We start from the raw sequence: 20,705 nt of genomic DNA, 5'->3' as shown, positions 1-20,705 counted from the left end.
CATCGCTGGGCAGGACCGTCACCATATTGTAACAGGACGGCACAAGCGAGAGCAGGGTGGAGACATGGCGACTGCGAAAATGAGCGTGGCTGAACTCGAGGCGTTTCTGAAGCGCGAGTTCCCGCAGGCCTTTGGCGCCGGCGATATCGCGATTGAAAGCGCTGATGGTACCACTTGCCTGCTGCGGCAGACCTATGGCGAACGCATGCTGCGGCCGGGCGGCACGGTATCGGGTCCGACACTGATGGCCCTGGCCGATTTTGCCATGTACGTCGTGCTACTGTCGGCCATCGGTCCGGTCGGTCTCGCGGTGACCACCAGCCTGAACATCAATTTCCTGCGCAAGGGCCTGCCGGGCCAGGACGTCCTGGCAGCCGCCAAGCTGCTGAAGCTCGGAAAACGCCTCGCAGTGGGGGAAGTGACCCTGTTATCAGGCACTTCCGCCGATCCGATCGCCCATGTGACGTCGACCTATTCCATTCCGAACGTTGGGTAATTTATAGGGTATTATAGAACCATAATTATAACGTAATGATTTAACTGACGAATTCTGCCATATTTGGCATTGACGGAATCCGGTTGTCTATCTAGAAACGCGCTCAGTTCGGCGGATCACCGCCGATATCCCCTTTTCATGGATATTCACAATGAAGACGTTTTCGGCAAAGCCCGCCGAGATCACGAAGAAGTGGATCGTCATCGACGCCACTGGTCTCGTGGTGGGCCGGCTGGCCACGCTGGTCGCAATGCGGCTGCGCGGCAAGCACCTCCCGACCTACACCCCGCATGTTGATTGCGGCGACCATGTCATCATCGTCAACGCGGACAAGGTGGTTTTCACCGGCCGCAAGCGCGACGACAAGGTCTACTATCACCACACCGGCTTCATCGGCGGCATCAAGGAACGCACTGCGAAGTCGATCCTCGAAGGTCGTTTCCCGGAGCGCGTTGTCGAGAAGGCTGTTGAGCGCATGATCCCGCGCGGTCCGCTCGGTCGCGTCCAGTTCGGCAATCTGCGTGTTTATGCCGGTGCAGAGCACCCGCACGAGGCCCAGCAGCCGGAAGCATTCGATGTCGGCGCTTTGAACCGCAAGAACAAGAGGGCCGCATAATGTCGGATACCATGCAGTCTCTCGATCAGCTGGCGTCGCTGAAGGTGTCCGCTCCGGATGCCCCGAAGTACGTCAAGAAGGTCGACAAGCAGGGCCGCGCCTATGCGACCGGCAAGCGTAAGGACGCTGTCGCTCGTGTCTGGATCAAGCCGGGCGCCGGCAAGGTTGTCGTCAACACCCGTGAAGTCGAAGTGTACTTCGCTCGTCCGGTGCTGCGCATGCTCATCCAGCAGCCGCTGGTCGCTGCAGCCCGCGCTGGCCAGTACGACGTGATCTGCACCGTTGCCGGTGGCGGTCTGTCGGGCCAGGCCGGTGCCGTGCGCCACGGCATCTCCAAGGCTCTGACCTGCTTCGAGCCGGATCTGCGCGGCGTCCTCAAGAAGGGCGGCTTCCTGACCCGCGACTCGCGTGTCGTCGAGCGCAAGAAGTACGGCAAGGCGAAAGCCCGCAAGTCCTTCCAGTTCTCGAAGCGCTAATTTCTGCTTCGATAAAATTTGCTGCAAATGCGGTGAATACAATTTTGAAAAGGGCGCCTTCGGGCGCCCTTTTTGCGTTCCAGGACATTCCGGATATCGACAGATTGATGCAGTTTTTCGTGAAAACTTGTGCAGGCGCGCAAACGGATTTCCAATCGGTACACTCGTATGTTCGATGATGGCGAAGAGGCCACTCCGAATCATGATGGTCCGGAAATCTCGCAACAATTGCCGGTGCTCAAATATGTCGCTCGATTCTTCCACGCTCTATTTGGTGGCAACCCTGGTTGCGGCGATGTTGGGCGGGATGCTGCTGTTCTTCGGACGACAGGAAAAGATCGCGGCCCTCAACTGGTGGGGGCTGGCTTACCTGCTCGGCGCCGTATCGGTCGCATTGTGGACACTTGCCGCGTCGCTCCTGGGCGACGTGCTGTCGCTGGCATTCAATGCCGTGGGCTTCGTGGCCTGCGGCATGGTGTGGAACGCTGCGCGCGTGTTCCATGGCCGCAGGCCGAGCTGGGCCGGCCTGTTTCTCGGCGCCATCGCCTGGATCGCTGTCATCTTCACCCTGCCGGCTGAGGCTGCGTCGCTGCGCATGACCATCGGCGCCGGCATCGTCGCGCTTTATGCGATGTTGACGGCGCATGAATTGTGGAACGAGCGTCGCAAGGCGGTGCAACGGCGGTGGCCGACCATTTTGGTGCCGATGCTGCATGGTTTCGTCCTGATGCTGCCGATCCTGCTCGGCGATCTGCTGCATGGCGATCACAGCAATTTCGGCAACAGCATCTGGGTCACGGCCTTTGCCGTCGAGCTCGTGCTCTATGCGGTCGGCACGGTGTTCCTGATCTTCATGCTGGTGTCCGAGCGTGCGGTCACGGCGCACAAGGTCGCGGCGTCCTGCGATCCGCTCACCGGCCTGTTCAACCGCCGCGGCTTCTCCGAGGCGACGGCGCGGATGATCGAGCGCGAAGCGAAGGCAGGCCGCCCAGTCACGGTCATGATCTTCGACATCGATCATTTCAAGTCGATCAACGATCGCTTCGGCCATCCCGCCGGCGACGAGGTGCTGAAACTATTCGCCACGGTCATCACGCATACGCTGCGGATCACCGACCTGTCGGGCCGCATCGGCGGCGAGGAGTTTGCGGCGATGTTGCCCTGCAGCCTGGACGAGGCGATGCAGGCGGCCGAGCGCGTGCGCGAGGCGTTTGCGACCTGCGGTATCCAGGTCGACGAGGCGCCGGTCGCGACCACCGTGAGTATCGGTGTGGCCGGCGGACCGGCCGGCACTGAACTCGACGTCCTGCTGGCTGCCGCGGACACTGCGCTCTACCAGGCCAAGCGCAGCGGACGCAACCGCGTGCAGGCCGCGGAAGAAGAACCGCTGTCACTGGAGCAGGGGCGCCGCGCTGCGGCGATCGGGCAAACGGCGAAGCCGAGCGTCGTGCGGGCTGCGGTCACGATGACGGCAAGCGGCGCACGATAAAGGATCCGTTTACCATTCGATCCCTATGGTCATTGCATGATGACCTCGCCTGACTCGACTTCCAATACTGCTTTGATGTCGCTCGAAGCGGCTGCCGCTTCGGCCCGTGCCGGCTTTGCCTGCATGTTTTCGAGCTCGGACGAATACGAGACCGCGCTGATCACCGAGCGTCGTGCGCAGGGGCGCTACGGCGCGCAGCACGGCAGACTGCCGGTCATCGCCTTCATCGGCTGCTGCGTCATGGTCGTCGGCACGGTTCTGCTGTTCGCCTGATCACTTTTCGGCGGCTCCTTCACCGAACCCCGACTTTGCGGTAAAGACACCGACCGTAAAACAAAGGGTCGGGAAACCATGATCACTGAAATCGCACAGATCGACGTCAAGCCGGGCACCGAGAAAGATTTCGAGGCGGCCGTCGCTAAGGCGAAACCGCTGTTCCTCCGCGCCAAGGGCGGCAAGGGCTTCGAGCTGCACAAGTCGGTCGAGATGCCGTCGCGCTACCGTCTCGTCGCCAAGTGGGAAACCCTCGAAAACCACACCGTCGATTTCCGCGGCTCGCCCGATTTCGCCGAATGGCGTGCGCTGGTGGGCCCGTATTTCGAAACGCCGCCTTATGTCGAGCACACCGAGACTGTGCTGGCCACGTAGGGGTAACCCAAACTCAGTCCCTCATGGTGAGGAGGCGCTTCTTCAGCGCCGTCTCGAACCATGAGCTGACTTGGCTCGAAGCCTGTGGCCATCCTTCGAGACGCGCGCCTTCGGCGCGCTCCTCAGGATGAGGGATCAGGTTACGCCGCCATCGCCTTATCCTGCGCGGAGGCTTCGTCCTCTTCGCGCATGAAGTCGATGACGACCTTGACGATCGCCAGCACCGGCAATGCCAATGCGAGGCCCCAGACGCCGAACACCACGCCGAGCAGGATCTGGAACGCGAACAGTGTGGCTGGCGGAATATCCAGTGCCTGCCGCTGCAGGATCGGCGTCAGGATGTAGCTCTCCAGCGCATGCACGCCCATGAACAGCGCAAAGGCTGACGCGGCGGCGACCCAGCCCGAGGCAAGGCTGGCGAGCACGACGATCAACCCGCCGAGCAGGGCGCCGACGGTGGGAATGAAGGCGAGCAGGCCGGCCTGAACGCCGAGAATGAAGGCACTGGGAATCCCGATCAGCTTCAGTCCGATCCAGGTAATGGCGCCGACCACCACCATGGTGAGCATCTGCGCGATCAGCCAGCGCTGCAGCGTGTCGCTGATGCGATCGACGATAACCGTCATCGGCCCGCGATGTTTTCGCGGCGTCAGGTGCAACAGCCCTTTGCGATAGACGCTGGGCTGTGCGGCAAACGACAATCCCAAGAACAGCACGATGAAGAAGTTGCCGACCGCGCCGACGGTGCCAAGCAGGATCTTCAGTGTCTGGCTGACAATGGCGCCACCTGATGATGCGATGGTGCCGGCGCTCGGCAAGCCGCCGCTGGACTTCGGTGTTGAGGTGGCGGGCGACGTGCCGGGCTCGGCGGGCGGATCCGACGTGATGCTGTTGAAATCGAAATAGCTGGTGTCGACGCCGTGTTGCTCGAGATAGGTCTTTACGTTGACGACCTGTGACTTGAGGGTGCCGGACAGCGTCTTGGCCTGATTGGCGATGGTCGATCCGCCGAGATACATCACGCCCACCAGCATCGCGGCGAGCACGATGCAAATCATGACGAGCCGCATGGGATGCGGGCCGCCCATGAAGCGCCCGAATAATTCCGTCAGCGCATTGAGCGCTACGCCAAGCAGGATGCCTGCGAAGATTAGGAATAGCGTTCCCGAGAAGTACCAGGCGAAGCCTATGAGGATCGCAAAGGACACCGTGGCGATGCCGCCCGCCGTGATCGCCCAGGTCAGGTCGCTGCGCGTCTGGACATTGGCTTCTGCGGGCACGGTGGATCCTCTGCATCGATTGGACTTTCACTGTTCCGTCAATTGCATCGGGGATCAAGACATATCGCCGCTTTGACGTCTCCGTCGCGATCGGGCATGGCCGATGGGGGAGGCCAATAATAATGAACATGCTGAAATGGGTCGGTCCGCTCGGACTGCTCGCTGCCCTGGTGATCGGCGATCAGATCCGGATCAACCGGCCCGCGCACAAATATCGGCTGACCATGGAGGTCGAGACGCCGGACGGCGTGAAGTCGGCCTCGAATGTCGTCTCCGTGCATCCCTATCGGGGCTACCAACCTGCCGGCAAGGTGACGTCACGGGGCGATGCCGTGGTCGTCGATCTCGGCGGCGGCAGGAATCTCGCCGCGCTGATGTTGCACGACGACAAGGGCAGCGCCGATTTCGACGGCGCCAATTTCGTGGCGATGCGCGCCTATCAGGCGGCGGGGCGCAAGATCGCCTTTCGCGATGTCAGCAGCCAGACCGGCGCCGTTCCGGTCACCGGCGAATTGATGCCGGTGCTGGCCAGTTTCACAGACCCCCGGGATGCTTCGACGGCGCGGCGGCTGCAGCCGGATGATCTGTCGCCCCTCGGCGCTGGCACGCGGCTGCGCGGCGTCACGGTCGAGGCGGTGCCGAATGGTCTGTGGCCGATCGATTTCGGCGGGAGTCTCGGCGAACCCGTCACGCGCGGTGTCACCGCGAAGCTGCCGTGGGCCGCCAGCGAAGGCGAAGCAGCCAGGGCGCTTGCGGCGATAGGCTTCCCGAACGCGCCTGAACCAGCGATGGCTCTCGCCCGGAAATAGGCGACAGGAGAAGCGCAACGAAAAAGGCGCCCCGTTGCCGGAGCGCCTCGATCGTTTCGATGTAATCCCGAAAGGGAATTACAGCGAGTAGTACATGTCGAATTCGACCGGGTGCGGCGTCATTTCGTAACGCATCACTTCGGTCATCTTCAGTTCGATATAGCTGTCGATGAAGTCGTCATCGAATACGCCGCCGTTCTTGAGGAAGCCGCGATCCTTGTCGAGGTTCTCGAGGGCCTCGCGGAGCGAACCGCACACCGTCGGGATCGACTTCAGCTCTTCCTTCGGCAGATCGTAGAGGTCCTTGTCCATGGCCGGACCCGGATCGATCTTGTTCTTGATGCCGTCGAGACCGGCCATCAGCATCGCGGCGAAAGCGAGATACGGATTGGCCATCGGATCCGGGAAGCGGACTTCGACGCGCTTGGCCTTCGGGTTGGTGGTGTAGGGGATGCGGCAGGAGGCCGAACGGTTGCGCGCGGAGTAGGCGAGCAGCACCGGGGCTTCGTAGCCGGGGACCAGACGCTTGTAGGAGTTGGTCGACGGATTGGTGAAGGCGTTGATCGCCTTGGCGTGCTTGATGATGCCGCCGATGTAGTGGAGGCAGGTCTCGGAGAGGTCGGCATATTTGTTGCCGGCGAAGGTCGGCTTGCCGTCCTTCCAGATCGACTGGTGCACATGCATGCCCGAGCCGTTGTCGCCGAAGACGGGCTTCGGCATGAAGGTGGCGGTCTTGCCGTAGATGTGCGCGACCTGATGGATGCAATACTTATAGATCTGCATCTGGTCGGCCATGTAGGTCAGCGTGTCGAACTTCATACCGAGTTCGTGCTGGGCGGACGCCACTTCGTGGTGATGCTTCTCGACCTTGACGCCCATGCGCGCCATTGCGCCGAGCATTTCCGAGCGCATGTCCTGCACCGAGTCCTGCGGCGGGACGGGGAAGTAACCGCCCTTGGTGCGGATGCGGTGGCCGAGATTGCCGCCTTCATATTCGGTGCCGGAGTTGGTCGGCAATTCGGACGAGTCGAGCTTGAAGCCGGTGTTGTAGGGGTCGCTCGAGAAGCGGACGTCGTCGAACACGAAGAATTCGGCTTCCGGACCGACGAACACGGTGTCGCCGATGCCCATGGACTTGACCATGGCTTCGGCCTTCTTGGCGATGCCGCGCGGGTCGCGGTTATAGGGCTCGCCGGTGGAGGGCTCGAGAATGTCGCAGGTGATGACCATGGTGGTCTCTGCGAAGAACGGATCGATCGTCGCCGTTGCCGGATCCAGCATCAGCATCATGTCGGACTCGTTGATCGCCTTCCAGCCGGCGATCGAGGAACCGTCGAACATGGTGCCTTCGGCAAACATTTCTTCATCGACCATCGAGACGTCGAAGGTCACGTGCTGCCACTTGCCGCGGGGATCGGTGAAACGCAGGTCGACGTATTTGACGTCATTGTCCTTGATGGACTGCAGGACTTCTTTGGCGGTCGTCATGGGGCTCCCTACCTTTTTTGCGGGCCGATTTCCGGGACGTAACAATCTGTCGTGACGATCAGGTCACAACGGCATGTTTTCAACAAGACAAACCGTCAACAACAGAAGGCTGCCGAAGCAGCCTTTTTGGTGACGCCTTGAAGCGTTGAATGTCGGATAGCACCCGGCTTGGAGAGCGTCCAGTCCGTCAGGTCCTGCATTGCAGGTCCTGCGTCGCAGATCCTTGCCGTCAGATCGCGTCGAGTCCGGACTCGCCGGTACGGATGCGCACGGCTTCCTCGATGTTCGACACAAAGATCTTGCCGTCACCAATGCGGCCGGTTTGTGCGGCGCGACGGATGGCATCGATCGCCTTTTCGACGAGGTCGTCGCCAATCACGATCTCGATCTTCACCTTGGGTAGAAAGTCGACGATGTATTCAGCGCCGCGATAAAGTTCGGCGTGGCCCTTCTGACGGCCGAAGCCCTTGGCTTCCGTGACGGTAATGCCTTGCAACCCGACTTCCTGAAGAGCCTCTTTCACCTCGTCCAGCTTGAAGGGCTTGATGATGGCTTCGATCTTTTTCACTGAACGTCTCCCCGGCACTTCCAATCAGGCCGCAAGTTATTTGCCTCAAGTAGCTTTGACCATTGCGCGTTGTGCGCACACTGTTCGATACCCAATTTCGGGCGTTATTACGCTGCCGCCACGCCGCACAGACGAAATCTCGCCCGATGCGGTAGACGGTCGGCCACCCCTGTCTCTTAAACAGGTGTCTTTCAACATTTGCCGGTGAGCGCGACGGACCCGAAGCTGGCTTCCCTAAAAGCAGGGTCCGTGCCAAGTTCGCTCCTCGGCTATTTTTGAAGCATTATCAGGTTATTACATCGCACCTGACGAGGTTCGCATCAAGAGTATTCGATTACTTTTGCCTACATAGTGATCAAAGTGATCGCATGATGTGCAGTTTTACTCTGCTGCGTTCGCGTGTGACGCGAGTGCCTTCCAAAAAGGCGTAATGAGAAGCGAGATGGATATTCTAACGACGGACGAGATGGTGCGCGCCGATCAACTCACGATTGCGGCGGGCACGCCAGGCTTCAAACTCATGCGCGCCGCCGGACGGGCGGTCGCGGATGTGGCGGGCGAGCTGGCCGAGGAGGGGGCGATCCTGGTCGTTGCCGGTCGTGGCAACAATGGCGGTGATGGCTTCGTCGCGGCGGCCGAGCTCGCGGCGCAGGGGCGTGACGTTTCGGTGATCCTGCTCTGCGACCGGGCAACGCTGAAGGGCGATGCGGCGCTGGCTGCCAAGGGATGGAAGGGTGAGGTGCTGCCCTGTGATCCCTCCTTGATCGGGCAGCCGGCTTTGATCATCGATGCGTTGTTCGGCGCCGGGCTCAATCGTCCGGTCAAGGGCGATCCGCTGATCATGATCGACGCCATCAATGCGGCCGGCGTGCCCGTGCTGGCTGTCGATCTGCCGAGCGGTATCAACGGGGATTCAGGGGCCGTGATGGGCGGCGCTATCAGGGCGACCGAGACCGTGACGTTCTTCAGACCCAAGCCGGGCCATCTGCTGGTGCCGGGCCGGGTGCATTGTGGCCGGCTCCGGGTGATCGACATCGGCATCGACGAGGATGTGCTGGCGGAAATCCGCCCGCAGACCTTCGAGAACAATCCGGACCTGTGGGCCGACGCGTTTCCGGTGCCGAAAATCAACAGCCACAAATTCTCGCGCGGCCATGCCGTGGTTGTCTCCGGCGACATCGCGTCCACGGGCGCTGCCCGGCTGTCCGCCCGCGCCGCCTTGCGAGGTGGGGCAGGGCTGGTGACGGTGGCGTCGCCGCGCGATGCGCTGGCGGTCAATGCCGCCGCGCTGACTGCGGTGATGGTGCGGCCGGTGGATACGGCGGCGGAATTCGCCGCGCTGATCGGCGGCAAGGTGTCGGCCTGCGTGATCGGGCCGGGCGCAGGTGTTGGCGAACGGACGCGCATGTTCGTGGAGGCCATCCTGGCCACGAAGCGACATACGGTGCTCGACGCCGATGCGCTGACCAGCTTCGCGGGGGCGCCCGAACAGCTGTTCGGTCTGATCAAGGCCAGCCCGGAATCCGGTGTCGTGTTGACGCCTCACGAAGGTGAATTTTTACGCATCTTCAGTAAGGTGGACGTGGAACATCCAGCGTTGTCTAAATTGGAGCGGGTTCGTCTGGCGGCGCAAGAGTCAGGTGCTATCGTGCTGTTGAAGGGGCCGGATACGGTCGTGGCATCGCCTGACGGCCGGGCCGCCATATCGGCCAATGCGCCGCCATGGCTGGCGACTGCCGGTTCCGGCGACGTGCTGGCCGGGATTATCGGCGCGCTGCTGGCGCAAGGCGTTCCGGCCTATGAGGCCGCCTGTATCGGCGTCTGGATGCATGGCGAGGCCGGCAGCGAAGCTGGGCCGGGGCTGATCGCCGAGGATCTGACCGAGGTGCTGCCGGCGGTGTTCCGTCGGCTCTACGACCAGCTCGGTATCCAGTACTGAGAAGGCCTAGTCGACGCCGTACCAGCGGACCTGCCGCGGCGCGGCCCAGTCGGCGACGAAGGCCTCCATCAGCCAGCGCCCGACATTGTTGGCGGCAAAGGCGATGCGCTGGGTCTGACCGGCGTCGAGCGCCAGGGTGTCGAGCCAGAACGGCTTCCAGCCATCATCGAGCCTGTCGAGCAGGCGGACGTGATGGCCGTGGATCTGGAACACCATCGGGCTGGTGGCCCGGTTGGTCAGCGCAAGCACTATGGTGCGGCCGGGCTTGGTTCGGAATGCCGGCGGCGTGCTGGCGGACAGATCGACCGGCTTCACCCATTCGGGACTGACGGCGCTCAGGGCCATATCGACGCGCAGCGCGCCCTTGAGATCGAGCTGAGCTGGCAAACCGTTGGAGGGCAGCGGCGCGGCGGCCGGCAGGGGCGTGGCCCGTAGCGGCGGATCGTTGGACATTTGGATCTGGCCGATCGGCCGGGCTGTCTTGCCGTCATGGAGCAGGATCGCCGAGGTCGATCCAGCCGGCCTGACGGCGTCGAGGAAGACGTCGACCCGGGTTCCGGGCGCCAGCCCCACCTGATTGTTGCGGGCAGGGAACGGCTCGGAGGGCTGACCGTCGATGGCCAACACCCGCACCTCGTGATCGTCAAATTTCAGAGCAACCACATTACGTTGGCAGCCATTGATGAGACGGAGCCTGAACCGTTCATTGACGCGTGCCGACAGCTCCAGCGTGGATTTCCGGTTGATCAGGAACAGTGCGGCGGCGTCTTTCGGATCGCTGGCGGGGGCGAGCAGACTGCCGTCCGGCCTGAGGCGGAAGTCCTCGATCAGCAGCACCTCGTCGCGGTCCACCTCGACCGGATCGCTCTCCTGGACGACCAAGCTGCGAACCTGGGACGGCAGTGCCTGACCGTCGCCGAGCAGGCGCATGTCCAGATACGACGTCCCGGCGCTGCGCATCTGAAGCTTGAACGCGTCCTTGGCCCCGGCCGCGACCGGCTTGCGGTCGAGCAGCGGCCCGATCCCGGACGAGCCGTTAATGCCTCGGCAGTTCAAGACGATAGGGATAGGCAGCTGATTGGCGAGTTGAACTGTAATCTCGTCACCGCGGTTGAAACGCAGCGGACCCCTCTGGGGCGAATGGAGCGTCCAGGCCTCGGTGGAGGCACCGGGCTTCACCGGGAAGGGATCAGCCTTGGCCTGTAGCTCCAGCGCGGCGACGGCTTGCGCGAGGCTGACCCGGGACAGAATCGGGGCGATCAACGCGCTCCCGGCGCCTGCAAGCAGGGTCCGGCGCGTAAGGGGGAGAAAGCGGTTCGTCATGCCCAAATCCCGACCATTTTGCCGCGCCAAAGTCCAGTTGCCGGGGCTGCGGCAAGTAAGCCGTTATGTGACCATTTTTTTGCTGCGAACCACGGTCCCCATGTTATAAGCCCGCCGCTCGCGACATCGCGGCCGGACATGATGTTTTTCGCGGGCGTGGCGGAATTGGTAGACGCGCTGGATTTAGGTTCCAGTGACGAAAGTTGTGGGGGTTCGAGTCCCTCCGCCCGCACCAAGCGCACATAGCGTTTGACCATGACGATTTTCGGACGTGTTTCCGCAAGGTTGGCCTTGCAGAGACAGTTCGCACCACCGGCGCAGGCTCTGGCCTGATGCCGCACAGATTTACAATGTCCGGGCCATTGGGCCGGACCAAGCGGGAAGAAGATTGACGCCATGCAGGTGAATGAAACCCTCTCCGAGGGATTGAAGCGCGAGTTCTCGGTCAACGTGCCGGCTGCCGACATCGAAGCCAAGGTCGATGCGCGCCTCGATGACATGAAGGGCAAGGTCAAGCTCAACGGCTTCCGTCCGGGCAAGGTTCCCGTCGGTCACCTGAAGCGTCTCTATGGTCGCTCGGTTGCCGCCGAGACCGTCGATGAATTGATCCGCGACACCAACACGCAGATTTTCACCGAGCGTGGCTTCAAGCTCGCTTCCGAGCCGAAGATCACCATGCCGACCGAGCAGAAGGAAGTCGAAGACATCCTGTCGGGCAAGTCGGACCTCAATTACACCGTCGCCATCGAAGTCGTGCCGCCGATCGCGCTCGCCGACTTCAAGAGCTTCACCGTCGAGAAGCCGGTGGCCGAAGTGACCGATGCGGACGTCGATGAAGCCATCAAGCGCGTCGCCGACCAGAACCGTTCGTTCACCGCGAAGACCGGCAAGGCCGAGTCAGGCGACCGCGTTACGGTCAACTTCAAGGGCACCATCGACGGCGTCGCCTTCGAGGGCGGCGCCGGCGAGGAGATCCCGGTTGCGATCGGCTCCAACACCTTCATCCCGGGCTTCGAGGACCAGCTGATCGGCATCGCCGCCGGCGAGACCCGCACCCTCAAGGTGTCGTTCCCGGTCAACTATGCGAGCGAGACGCTGGCCGGTAAGGCCGCCGAGTTCGAGACCACCGCAGCCAAGGTGGAATCGCCGGTCGACACCGTGATTGACGACGAGTTCGCCAAGACCCTCGGCCTCGAGTCCCTCGACAAGCTGAAGGAAGCTGCACGCGAGCGTCTGGTTGCCGAATTCGCCGGTGCGACCCGCCAGCGCGTCAAGCGCCTGCTGCTCGACCGTCTCGACGAGACCCACAAGTTCGATGCGCCTCCGTCGCTGGTCGACGAAGAGTTCAAGCTGATGTGGAATTCGATCCAGCAGGAGATGGCGTCGTCGGGCAAGACCTTCGCCGATGAGGACACCACCGAAGAAGCCGCTCAGGAAGAGTACCGCAAGATCGCCGATCGCCGCGTGCGTCTCGGTCTCGTGCTCTCGGAGATCGGCGAGAAGAACAAGATCACCGTCAGCGATGACGAGGTCAGCCGCGCCGTGATTGAGCGCGCCCGTTCGATGCCGGGCCGCGAGAAGGAAGTGTGGGACTTTTACCGCAGCAATCCCAACGCGCTGGCCCAGCTTCGTGCACCGATCTACGAGGACAAGGTCGTCGACTTCATCCTCGAACTGGCCAATGTGACCGAGAAGAAGGTGTCCAAGGACGACCTGTACAAGGACGAGGACGAGAAGACCGCAGCCTGAGCTGCTTCTTCTTAGAAGACGTTAAAAGAAACGCCGGCCGGGTCCTCCGGCCGGCGTTTTGACGTTAAGGATACCGCCCGAAACAGGTTCCAAAAGGGCTCCAGTGCTTTGCGGTGGCCGTCCGAATCGGCTTGAACTGAGGTTCAGGGCGGCATGTGGACCGGTGGTCTTGTTGCTGCTCGATTGGTCCATATCTGTGGGCTCTGTTTGTTGTTCCTGCATCACGGGACGTTCGTCCTCTCCCGGCAAACCGTAACCGGTTCCAGTCTTGCCGATGGACGTGTGTCTCCTCCAACCTTTCGGGTGATCAATGCGCGATCCGGTAGAAACCTACATGAACCTCGTCCCGATGGTGGTCGAACAGACCAACCGCGGCGAACGGGCTTACGATATCTTTTCGCGCCTTCTGAAGGAGCGCATCATCTTCGTGACCGGTCCGGTCGAGGATGGCATGTCGACGCTGACCGTTGCCCAGCTTCTGTTTCTCGAAGCCGAGAATCCGAAGAAGGAAATCTCGATGTACATCAACTCGCCCGGTGGCGTGGTGACGTCGGGCCTCGCGATCTACGACACGATGCAGTTCATCCGTCCGCCGGTGTCGACGCTGTGCGTCGGTCAGGCCGCGTCGATGGGCTCGCTGTTGCTGACGGCTGGCGCAAAGGACATGCGCTTCGCGCTGCCGAACGCCCGCATCATGGTTCATCAGCCGTCAGGCGGCTTCCAGGGGCAGGCCACCGACATCCTGATTCATGCCAAGGAAGTCGAGAGCCTGAAGCGCCGGCTCAACGAGATCTATGTGAAGCACACGGGACGTGCTTACGAGGACATTCACAACGCGCTCGAGCGCGATAACTTCATGACTGCGGATCAGGCGAAGGATTTCGGGCTGATCGACAAGGTCATCGACAAGCGCGCTGAAGAATCGACCCCGGCGAAGCCGGCCTAAACGACGCCGTTTCGGCGAACATATCGAGACCGAGACAGACGGCGCCCGCGCGCCGCCTGTCCCAAGCCAGCCATATCGATCAAGTTATTCCCGAATTGGTACTATGTGCCGACGCCAGCAGACGCGAGAGTTCCGCTTTCGTGCTGGTCGGGTGGTGTCATTCACGCAACGTTCCCCAATTTTCGGGGTTCTCCCGCGCAAATGCCGCAAATCACGCTATTGTCACGCTCCAGTCGATGGAGCCGATTAGCGAATTCTTGATCATCGGCTGTCAGCATGGTTCGCTGATGCGGATCGGTTAGTATCGCGGGGATTCGAGTGAGCCGTGATTCGAGCGGCATTCTGGAACGAGGTCTTTTTTGGTACGGATTTTGCTCTATCTACGGGATATGTCCCGTAACTGGGCGACCGGCAGACAAAGATCGAACGGCGGACGGAGATAGGAATGAGTAAGGTCGGTACCAGCGACTCCAAGAACACGCTGTATTGTTCGTTCTGCGGCAAGAGCCAGCACGAAGTTCGCAAACTGATCGCGGGTCCTACCGTCTTCATCTGCGACGAATGCGTTGAACTCTGCATGGACATCATCCGCGAGGAGAACAAGTCCTCGCTGGTCAAGTCGCGCGACGGCATTCCGACGCCGAAGGAAATCTGCAAGGTGCTCGATGACTACGTCATCGGTCAGTTCCATGCGAAGAAGGTTCTCTCGGTCGCGGTGCATAACCACTACAAGCGCCTCAACCACCAGACCAAGCACAACGACGTCGAACTCGCGAAGTCGAATATTCTGCTGATCGGTCCGACCGGTTCGGGCAAGACGCTGCTCGCGCAGACGCTCGCCCGCATTCTGGATGTGCCGTTCACGATGGCCGACGCGACGACGCTGACCGAAGCCGGTTATGTTGGTGAGGACGTCGAGAACATCATCCTGAAGCTGCTGCAGGCGGCCGACTACAATGTCGAGCGTGCGCAGCGCGGCATCGTCTATATCGACGAAATCGACAAGATCTCGCGCAAGTCGGACAATCCGTCGATCACCCGTGACGTGTCGGGTGAGGGCGTGCAGCAGGCTCTGCTGAAGATCATGGAAGGCACCGTTGCCTCTGTACCTCCGCAGGGCGGCCGCAAGCATCCGCAGCAGGAATTCCTGCAGGTGGATACGACGAACATCCTGTTCATCTGCGGCGGTGCGTTCTCGGGCCTCGAGAAGATCATCTCGTCGCGCGGACGGACCACGTCGATCGGCTTCGCAGCGCAGGTTCTGGCACCCGAAGATCGCCGCACCGGTGAAATCTTCCGTCATGTCGAGCCGGAAGATCTGCTGAAGTACGGCCTGATCCCCGAATTCGTCGGCCGTCTGCCAGTGGTCGCGACACTCGAGGATCTCGACGAGACCTCGCTGAAGAAGATTCTGATCGAGCCGAAGAACGCGCTGGTCAAGCAGTACCAGCGCCTGTTCGAGATGGAGAACATCGAGCTGACCTTCGCCGACGAGGCGCTGGGTGCGGTGGCCCGCCGGGCTATCGAACGCAAGACCGGTGCACGTGGTCTGCGGTCGATCCTGGAGAGCATTCTGCTCGAAACCATGTTCGATCTGCCCGGTCTGGAAGGTGTCGAGGAAGTCGTCATCTCCAAGGAGGTTGTGGATGGGACGGCTCGCCCGCTCTACATCTACGCCGACCGTTCGGACCGGACCGCGGAGAGCAGCGCAAGCGCCTGATCGGCGCGGCTTTCGGGCCCATCGACTTAAGTTCAATAGGCGGCTGCCGGTGATCGGCAGCCGCCTATTTTATTGCTGCTACGCTCTGTAAACCGCCCTTGTTCATGGGTATTTCCGCGACTTGACACCCCCCCGGCCCATAGCCACCTAATGCTCTCGGCGAACACAAAATCTCCCTCAAGATTCGCCATAACGATCCGGACACGTAGAGCCTGAGACGGCCGAGCAAAGACGGAAAATCGGCACCTTGTGCGGTTGCGCCATCGGGCGGACTGCTTGCAAGGGGGCACAGCAAAAGGAATGGGCCATGACTGCCTCCAAACCCCGGCCAACCATTGTTCACGGCGAAAGCCACTCCTATCCGGTGTTGCCGCTGCGCGACATTGTCGTCTTCCCGCACATGATCGTGCCTCTCTTCGTTGGCCGCGAGAAATCGATCCGCGCGCTCGAAGAGGTGATGAAGAATGATGCGCTCATCATGCTCGCCACGCAGAAGAATGCGTCGGACGATGATCCATCGCCGGACTCGATTTACGAGATCGGTACGCTTGCCAGCGTGCTGCAGCTTTTGAAGCTTCCCGACGGCACCGTGAAGGTGCTGGTGGAAGGGCTCGAGCGCGCCAAGGTCGAGAAGTATTCCGATCGCACTGAATATTACGAAGCGACCGCAGTCGCGCTGGCCGATACCGATGCCAAGAGCGTCGAGGCGGAAGCACTGTCGCGTTCGGTGGTCTCGGACTTCGAGAGCTATGTGAAGCTCAACAAGAAGATCTCCGCCGAAGTCGTCGGCGTCGTGCAGGCGATCACTGACTTCGCCAAGCTCGGCGATACTGTCGCGTCTCATCTCGCCGTCAAGATCGCGGATCGCCAGGGCATCCTGGAAACGCTGTCCGTCACCGCGCGCCTGGAGAAGGTGCTCGGCCTGATGGAGAGCGAGATCTCGGTGCTGCAGGTCGAGAAGCGCATCCGCTCGCGCGTCAAGCGCCAGATGGAGAAGACCCAGCGCGAATACTATCTCAACGAGCAGATGAAGGCGATCCAGAAGGAGCTCGGCGACGACGAAGGTCGCGACGAGCTGGCCGACATCGAAGAGAAGATCGCCAAGACCAAGCTGTCGAAGGAAGCCCGCGAGAAGGCACAGCATGAGCTGAAGAAGCTGCGCCAGATGTCGCCGATGTCCGCGGAAGCGACCGTCGTGCGCAACTATCTCGATTGGCTGCTGTCGATTCCGTGGGGCAAGAAGTCCAAGGTCAAGAAGGACCTCGCCGCGGCGCAGGCCGTGCTGGACGACGATCACTACGGGCTCGAGAAGGTCAAGGACCGCATCGTCGAGTATCTCGCGGTGCAGACCCGCGCCAACAAGCTGAGCGGGCCGATCCTGTGCCTCGTCGGTCCTCCCGGCGTCGGCAAGACCTCGCTCGGCAAGTCGATCGCGAAGGCGACCGGACGTGAGTTCGTGCGCGTGTCGCTCGGCGGCGTGCGTGACGAGGCGGAGATTCGCGGACATCGCCGGACCTATATCGGTTCGATGCCCGGCAAGATCATCCAGTCGATGCGCAAGGCCAAGACGACGAATCCGCTCTTCCTGCTGGATGAGATCGACAAAATGGGCGCCGATTTCCGCGGCGATCCGTCGTCGGCTCTGCTTGAGGTCCTCGACCCCGAGCAGAACGGCACCTTTGCCGATCACTATCTGGAGGTCGACTACGATCTGTCGAACGTGATGTTCATCACCACGGCGAACACCCTGAATATTCCGGGCCCGCTGATGGATCGTATGGAGATCATCCGGATCGCCGGCTACACGGAGAACGAGAAGGTCGAGATCGCCCGCAAGCATCTCATTCCGATCGCGCTCTCGAAGCACGGTCTGGATGCCAAGGAATGGTCGGTCGACGACGACGCCTTGCTCTTGATGATCCGCCGCTACACCCGCGAAGCGGGCGTGCGTAATCTGGAGCGCGAGCTCTCCACACTGGCCCGCAAGGCCGTGAAGGAGCTGATGCTCTCGAAGAAGAAGGTGGTGAAGGTCACCGAGAAGAATCTCGAAGAGTTCCTGGGCGTGCCCAAGTATCGCTACGGCGAGATCGAGAGCGACGATCAGGTCGGTGTCGTCACCGGTCTGGCATGGACGGATGTCGGTGGTGAATTGCTCACCATTGAAGGCGTCATGATGCCCGGCAAGGGCCGCATGACTGTTACCGGCAACCTGCGTGACGTGATGAAGGAATCGATCTCGGCGGCGGCATCCTACGTCCGCTCGCGTGCGATCAACTTCGGGATCGAGCCGCCGCTGTTCGAGCGGCGCGACATCCACGTCCACGTGCCCGAGGGTGCAACGCCGAAGGACGGTCCGTCCGCAGGCGTGGCGATGGCGACGACGATCGTGTCCGTGCTCACGGGCATTCCGATCCGTCACGATGTCGCCATGACCGGCGAGATCACGCTGCGCGGCAGGATCCTGCCGATCGGCGGTCTGAAGGAGAAGTTGTTGGCAGCGGCCCGCGGCGGCATCAAGACGGTGCTGATCCCCGAGGACAATGCCAAGGATCTCACCGAGATTTCCGACGCCATCAAGGGCGGGCTGAACATCATCCCGGTCGCCCGGATGGACGAGGTGATCGCCAACGCCCTGGTGCGGGCGCCGAAGGCGATCGTCTGGGAAGAGGATACCAAGCTGCCGGTGAAGGCCGACGGCGCGGAAGAGGCCGGCAGCGGTCTGACGGCCCACTAAGGCTGATATCCTCGACAACAATCAGCGGCGCCCTTCGGGGCGCCGTTTTTTTTATGGCAAGATCGCAGTTGCTTGAGATGTTCGGGAGACGGGACGATGCAGATCGACGGCCAATGCCACTGCGGCTTCATCAGCTATCGCGCGACGATCGATCCGCAGCGGGTGTCGATCTGTCACTGCACGGATTGCCAGATGCTGACGGGTTCGCCCTATCGCGTCACGGTACTGACGCCGGCCGACACGATCGAGATGACGGGCGGTGCGCCGAAGATCTATGTCAAGCGCGGCGACAACGGTCTCAATCGGCTGCAGCACTTTTGCGGGGACTGCGGCACGCCGATATTCGCCAGTGGCGAGGAGGCTGAGGATAACGAGTGGGGGATTCGCTGGGGCAGTATCCGCCAGCGCACCGAGCTGCCGCCACGACGACAGATCTGGTGCCGGTCAGCCGCGCCCTGGGTTTATGATCTTGCGGAACTGCCAGCGCGGCCAAAGGGATCGAACGATCCATAGAGGGCCAGGGGAGGTGGTAGGCGGCGAGAGATTCGAACTCCCGACCCTCTCGGTGTAAACGAGATGCTCTAACCAGCTGAGCTAGCCGCCCTCGGGCAATCACCCTCACGGCCTCTCTTTAACGCCAGCACTCCGTCGCGGCAAGGCGTTCCCGCGCGGATATTCCGATCTCGCCCTCAGGTGTTTCGCCTAGCGCGCCGCCAGCACCTTGGCGAGTTGAACGCCTTCGTTCAACAGCGCCATGCGCAGCAGATCATAGGTCGTCTCGGACCCGCATGCGTTCGCCAGCCGCAAAGCTTGCAGCATCGTGACGATCAGCTCGTCGCTGTCCTTGCCGCCCTGAATGACCTGGAACTGATTGGGGGACATCGGCATCAGGCGATCCGCCGGGATGTCTGAGGCAGTGCAAAGACGCTGTCTTTGATGGCGACACTCTTGCTGACGCGGGCGAGACACTTTTCGCTGACATGAAACAGCACGGCGATGGTGGCCTCGCCATCGATCATGGCTGGCAATCCCAGCGGCTCGATCTCCAGTCCGAAGCCCTGAAGAATCGGGATGCGCAAGGGATTGATGACCGAGGTGAAACCGGACAGGCCTTCCATCAGGCCATATTCCTGAATCGCGAGCAGCAGTTCGAAATAGTGATGGCTGCGGCGTTCGGATTTGCGCATGGCAAAGCGTGTCAGCTCGAACACATCGCGGCGCTGGATCAGCGCGCCATCGACAAGCTGCGCAAAATTCTCGCTGAGCATGTGAGGCAAGACGGTTGGATAGAGCCGGAAGCCGCCTGCGACAGTGCCTGCGTCGTCGGCCGCGACCAGATAGACGGCGGCATCATCGTCATACTGGTCTTTCTCGTGCTCGCCATCGACATCGAAGGCGGTCCAACCGCGCTCTCCGACAAAGACCTCGTGCCGTAACCGAAATTGCTTGTCCAGGAGATCGCCGAACTGCCCAGCATTACCGCTGTGAATGACCTCGATCATAAAAAGCTCTCCACGCTCGTCTGCGTGGAGGGTTCTCATGATGAGTTTGGTCGCGATATTCCGTGGGCAGGGGATTGACAATTCAGAAAGCGATCAGTCCTTGTGTGATCGCTTCGGCCACGGCCTGCGCGCGCGTATGCGCATTCAACTTGTGCATGGCAGCGGTGACAGTCTTGTTCACCGTATCCTCGGAGATACCGAGAATGACGCTCGTATCCCAGGCGGTCTTTCCGGCAGCGACCCAGCTGACGACCTCGCGCTCCCGCAAGGTGAGGGCGATCAACTTCGCACGCTGATGAGAGCGAAGCGTTGCAAAGCGGTTGAACGCATACATCGTGACGAGCTCGATGGCGCCGTGCGCGTCTTCGGTATTTTCGACTTCGTAGCCTGCCAGCGAGAGGCCGGCCTGATAGCCGTTCATGCCGTGCACCGGTGCGCAGAGGCCGAACTTCAATCCGTAATCGACAGACGCGATCTCCATGATGGTCCGTGATATCGGGCTGACCTCATCGAGCCGGATGTCGGACCAGGTGAACAGCTCGGGTTGCCGGCGGATCCGCGGCGCAACGGGATCCGAGGCATAGAAATTGGACGCGCTATATTGTTCGGCCCATGGCTTGGGCCATACTTTCAGCAACACGCGATCTTCGAACGGTTGGTTGACGCCGGTCGAGGCCAGAAAGCAGATGTGGTTGTAGCCGAACGACTTGGCCGTAGCGGCCACGACATCGCCAACCGCAGACATGGAGGCGGCATTGGCAATGCTTTCGATGGCCGATAAAGCGGTCTGAAAATGCTTGCCTTTGAATGACCCCATGGCGCGCCTGCATATCAGCTGAAATGGAGCTATGTTTTTGGGAAATTATTCTTGTTATAATTCATAATATGTACTGGGGAGGATATCGTCGCCGTCACGGCGCGC

Annotated in this window: 20 protein-coding genes and 2 tRNA genes; 14 read left to right on the top strand and 8 right to left on the bottom strand. The window is 61.3% G+C overall.

The genetic code is table 11. From position 1 onward, the window contains the following. Positions 1-64 precede the first annotated feature (64 nt). From CHC01_RS12755 to CHC01_RS12730, 6 genes are all read left to right on the top strand, one after another. A complete protein-coding gene (locus CHC01_RS12755; protein WP_068730919.1) occupies positions 65-496 on the top strand; it encodes a PaaI family thioesterase in 432 nt (143 codons plus the stop codon). Between the two features lie 151 nt (positions 497-647). Next, positions 648-1,112, top strand: a complete 465-nt coding sequence (gene rplM / locus CHC01_RS12750) for a 50S ribosomal protein L13 (protein ID WP_089264586.1) — start codon at positions 648-650, stop codon at positions 1,110-1,112. Continuing rightward, positions 1,112-1,588 (top strand): 30S ribosomal protein S9, encoded by a 477-nt coding sequence (gene rpsI / locus CHC01_RS12745; RefSeq protein ID WP_089264585.1) that lies wholly within the window; start codon positions 1,112-1,114, stop codon positions 1,586-1,588. Before rplM ends, rpsI begins: the two co-directional genes overlap by 1 nt. Before the next feature lie 244 nt (positions 1,589-1,832). Then, positions 1,833-3,077 carry a GGDEF domain-containing protein gene (locus CHC01_RS12740; RefSeq protein WP_089264584.1) on the top strand — a complete coding sequence of 415 codons (1,245 nt, stop codon included), beginning with the start codon at positions 1,833-1,835 and terminating at the stop codon, positions 3,075-3,077. 39 nt (positions 3,078-3,116) lie between these two features. Then, on the top strand, positions 3,117-3,350 hold the full coding sequence (locus tag CHC01_RS12735) for a hypothetical protein (RefSeq protein ID WP_502695644.1): 234 nt from the start codon (positions 3,117-3,119) through the stop codon (positions 3,348-3,350). A gap of 78 nt (positions 3,351-3,428) precedes the next feature. Beyond that, positions 3,429-3,725 (top strand): antibiotic biosynthesis monooxygenase family protein, encoded by a 297-nt coding sequence (locus CHC01_RS12730; RefSeq protein ID WP_089264582.1) that lies wholly within the window; start codon positions 3,429-3,431, stop codon positions 3,723-3,725. Between the two features lie 140 nt (positions 3,726-3,865). Here CHC01_RS12730 and CHC01_RS12725 read toward each other — a convergent pair whose 3' ends face one another. Beyond that, entirely contained in the window at positions 3,866-5,005 is a 1,140-nt protein-coding gene (locus CHC01_RS12725) for an AI-2E family transporter (protein WP_089264581.1), read from the bottom strand. A 122-nt stretch (positions 5,006-5,127) separates the two neighbouring features. Between CHC01_RS12725 and CHC01_RS12720 the strand changes: the two genes are divergently transcribed. Then, a complete protein-coding gene (locus CHC01_RS12720; RefSeq protein WP_089264580.1) occupies positions 5,128-5,814 on the top strand; it encodes a hypothetical protein in 687 nt (228 codons plus the stop codon). Between the two features lie 78 nt (positions 5,815-5,892). On the opposite strand, the gene glnA is transcribed toward CHC01_RS12720, so the two are convergent. Beyond that, entirely contained in the window at positions 5,893-7,302 is a 1,410-nt protein-coding gene (glnA, locus tag CHC01_RS12715; RefSeq protein WP_068730911.1) for a type I glutamate--ammonia ligase, read from the bottom strand. Between the two features lie 229 nt (positions 7,303-7,531). Next, entirely contained in the window at positions 7,532-7,870 is a 339-nt protein-coding gene (locus CHC01_RS12710) for a P-II family nitrogen regulator (protein WP_068730910.1), read from the bottom strand. 442 nt (positions 7,871-8,312) lie between these two features. Here CHC01_RS12710 and CHC01_RS12705 point away from each other — a divergent pair, with 442 nt between their 5' ends. After that, positions 8,313-9,809: an NAD(P)H-hydrate dehydratase gene (locus CHC01_RS12705; protein ID WP_089264579.1), complete on the top strand. Its 1,497-nt coding sequence runs from the start codon at positions 8,313-8,315 to the stop codon at positions 9,807-9,809. 6 nt (positions 9,810-9,815) lie between these two features. Here the strand turns inward: CHC01_RS12705 and CHC01_RS12700 are convergent, their stop codons facing one another. After that, a complete protein-coding gene (locus tag CHC01_RS12700; RefSeq protein ID WP_089264578.1) occupies positions 9,816-11,132 on the bottom strand; it encodes a multicopper oxidase family protein in 1,317 nt (438 codons plus the stop codon). A 150-nt stretch (positions 11,133-11,282) separates the two neighbouring features. Here CHC01_RS12700 and CHC01_RS12695 point away from each other — a divergent pair. From CHC01_RS12695 to CHC01_RS12670, 6 genes are all read left to right on the top strand, one after another. Then, a tRNA-Leu gene (locus CHC01_RS12695) sits at positions 11,283-11,367 on the top strand. A 161-nt stretch (positions 11,368-11,528) separates the two neighbouring features. Beyond that, entirely contained in the window at positions 11,529-12,881 is a 1,353-nt protein-coding gene (gene tig, locus CHC01_RS12690; protein WP_089264577.1) for a trigger factor, read from the top strand. A gap of 310 nt (positions 12,882-13,191) precedes the next feature. Continuing rightward, positions 13,192-13,827: an ATP-dependent Clp protease proteolytic subunit gene (locus CHC01_RS12685; protein ID WP_089264576.1), complete on the top strand. Its 636-nt coding sequence runs from the start codon at positions 13,192-13,194 to the stop codon at positions 13,825-13,827. Between the two features lie 445 nt (positions 13,828-14,272). Further along, positions 14,273-15,547, top strand: a complete 1,275-nt coding sequence (gene clpX / locus CHC01_RS12680; RefSeq protein ID WP_089264575.1) for an ATP-dependent Clp protease ATP-binding subunit ClpX — start codon at positions 14,273-14,275, stop codon at positions 15,545-15,547. A 307-nt stretch (positions 15,548-15,854) separates the two neighbouring features. Next, positions 15,855-18,281, top strand: coding sequence for an endopeptidase La (gene lon, locus CHC01_RS12675; protein ID WP_089264574.1), 2,427 nt, complete (start codon positions 15,855-15,857; stop codon positions 18,279-18,281). Between the two features lie 96 nt (positions 18,282-18,377). After that, positions 18,378-18,794, top strand: a complete 417-nt coding sequence (locus CHC01_RS12670; protein ID WP_089264573.1) for a GFA family protein — start codon at positions 18,378-18,380, stop codon at positions 18,792-18,794. A gap of 14 nt (positions 18,795-18,808) precedes the next feature. On the opposite strand, the gene CHC01_RS12665 is transcribed toward CHC01_RS12670, so the two are convergent. The 4 genes from CHC01_RS12665 to CHC01_RS12650 form a co-directional block, all read right to left on the bottom strand. Next, positions 18,809-18,885: transfer RNA gene (locus tag CHC01_RS12665), tRNA-Val, on the bottom strand. Positions 18,886-18,983: 98 nt separating this feature from the next. Then, positions 18,984-19,169, bottom strand: coding sequence for a hypothetical protein (locus tag CHC01_RS12660; RefSeq protein ID WP_089264572.1), 186 nt, complete (start codon positions 19,167-19,169; stop codon positions 18,984-18,986). After that, a complete protein-coding gene (locus CHC01_RS12655; protein WP_158596803.1) occupies positions 19,169-19,783 on the bottom strand; it encodes an acyl-homoserine-lactone synthase in 615 nt (204 codons plus the stop codon). Before CHC01_RS12655 ends, CHC01_RS12660 begins: the two co-directional genes overlap by 1 nt. Before the next feature lie 82 nt (positions 19,784-19,865). Continuing rightward, on the bottom strand, positions 19,866-20,600 hold the full coding sequence (locus tag CHC01_RS12650) for a helix-turn-helix transcriptional regulator (protein ID WP_089264570.1): 735 nt from the start codon (positions 20,598-20,600) through the stop codon (positions 19,866-19,868). Positions 20,601-20,705: the final 105 nt, after the last annotated feature.

This window comes from Tardiphaga sp. OK246 (assembly GCF_900188215.1).
GTDB classification, from domain to species: domain Bacteria; phylum Pseudomonadota; class Alphaproteobacteria; order Rhizobiales; family Xanthobacteraceae; genus Tardiphaga; species Tardiphaga robiniae.
Note: the sequence above shows the minus strand (reverse complement) of the source record. Positions and strands in the feature narration are given on the sequence as shown.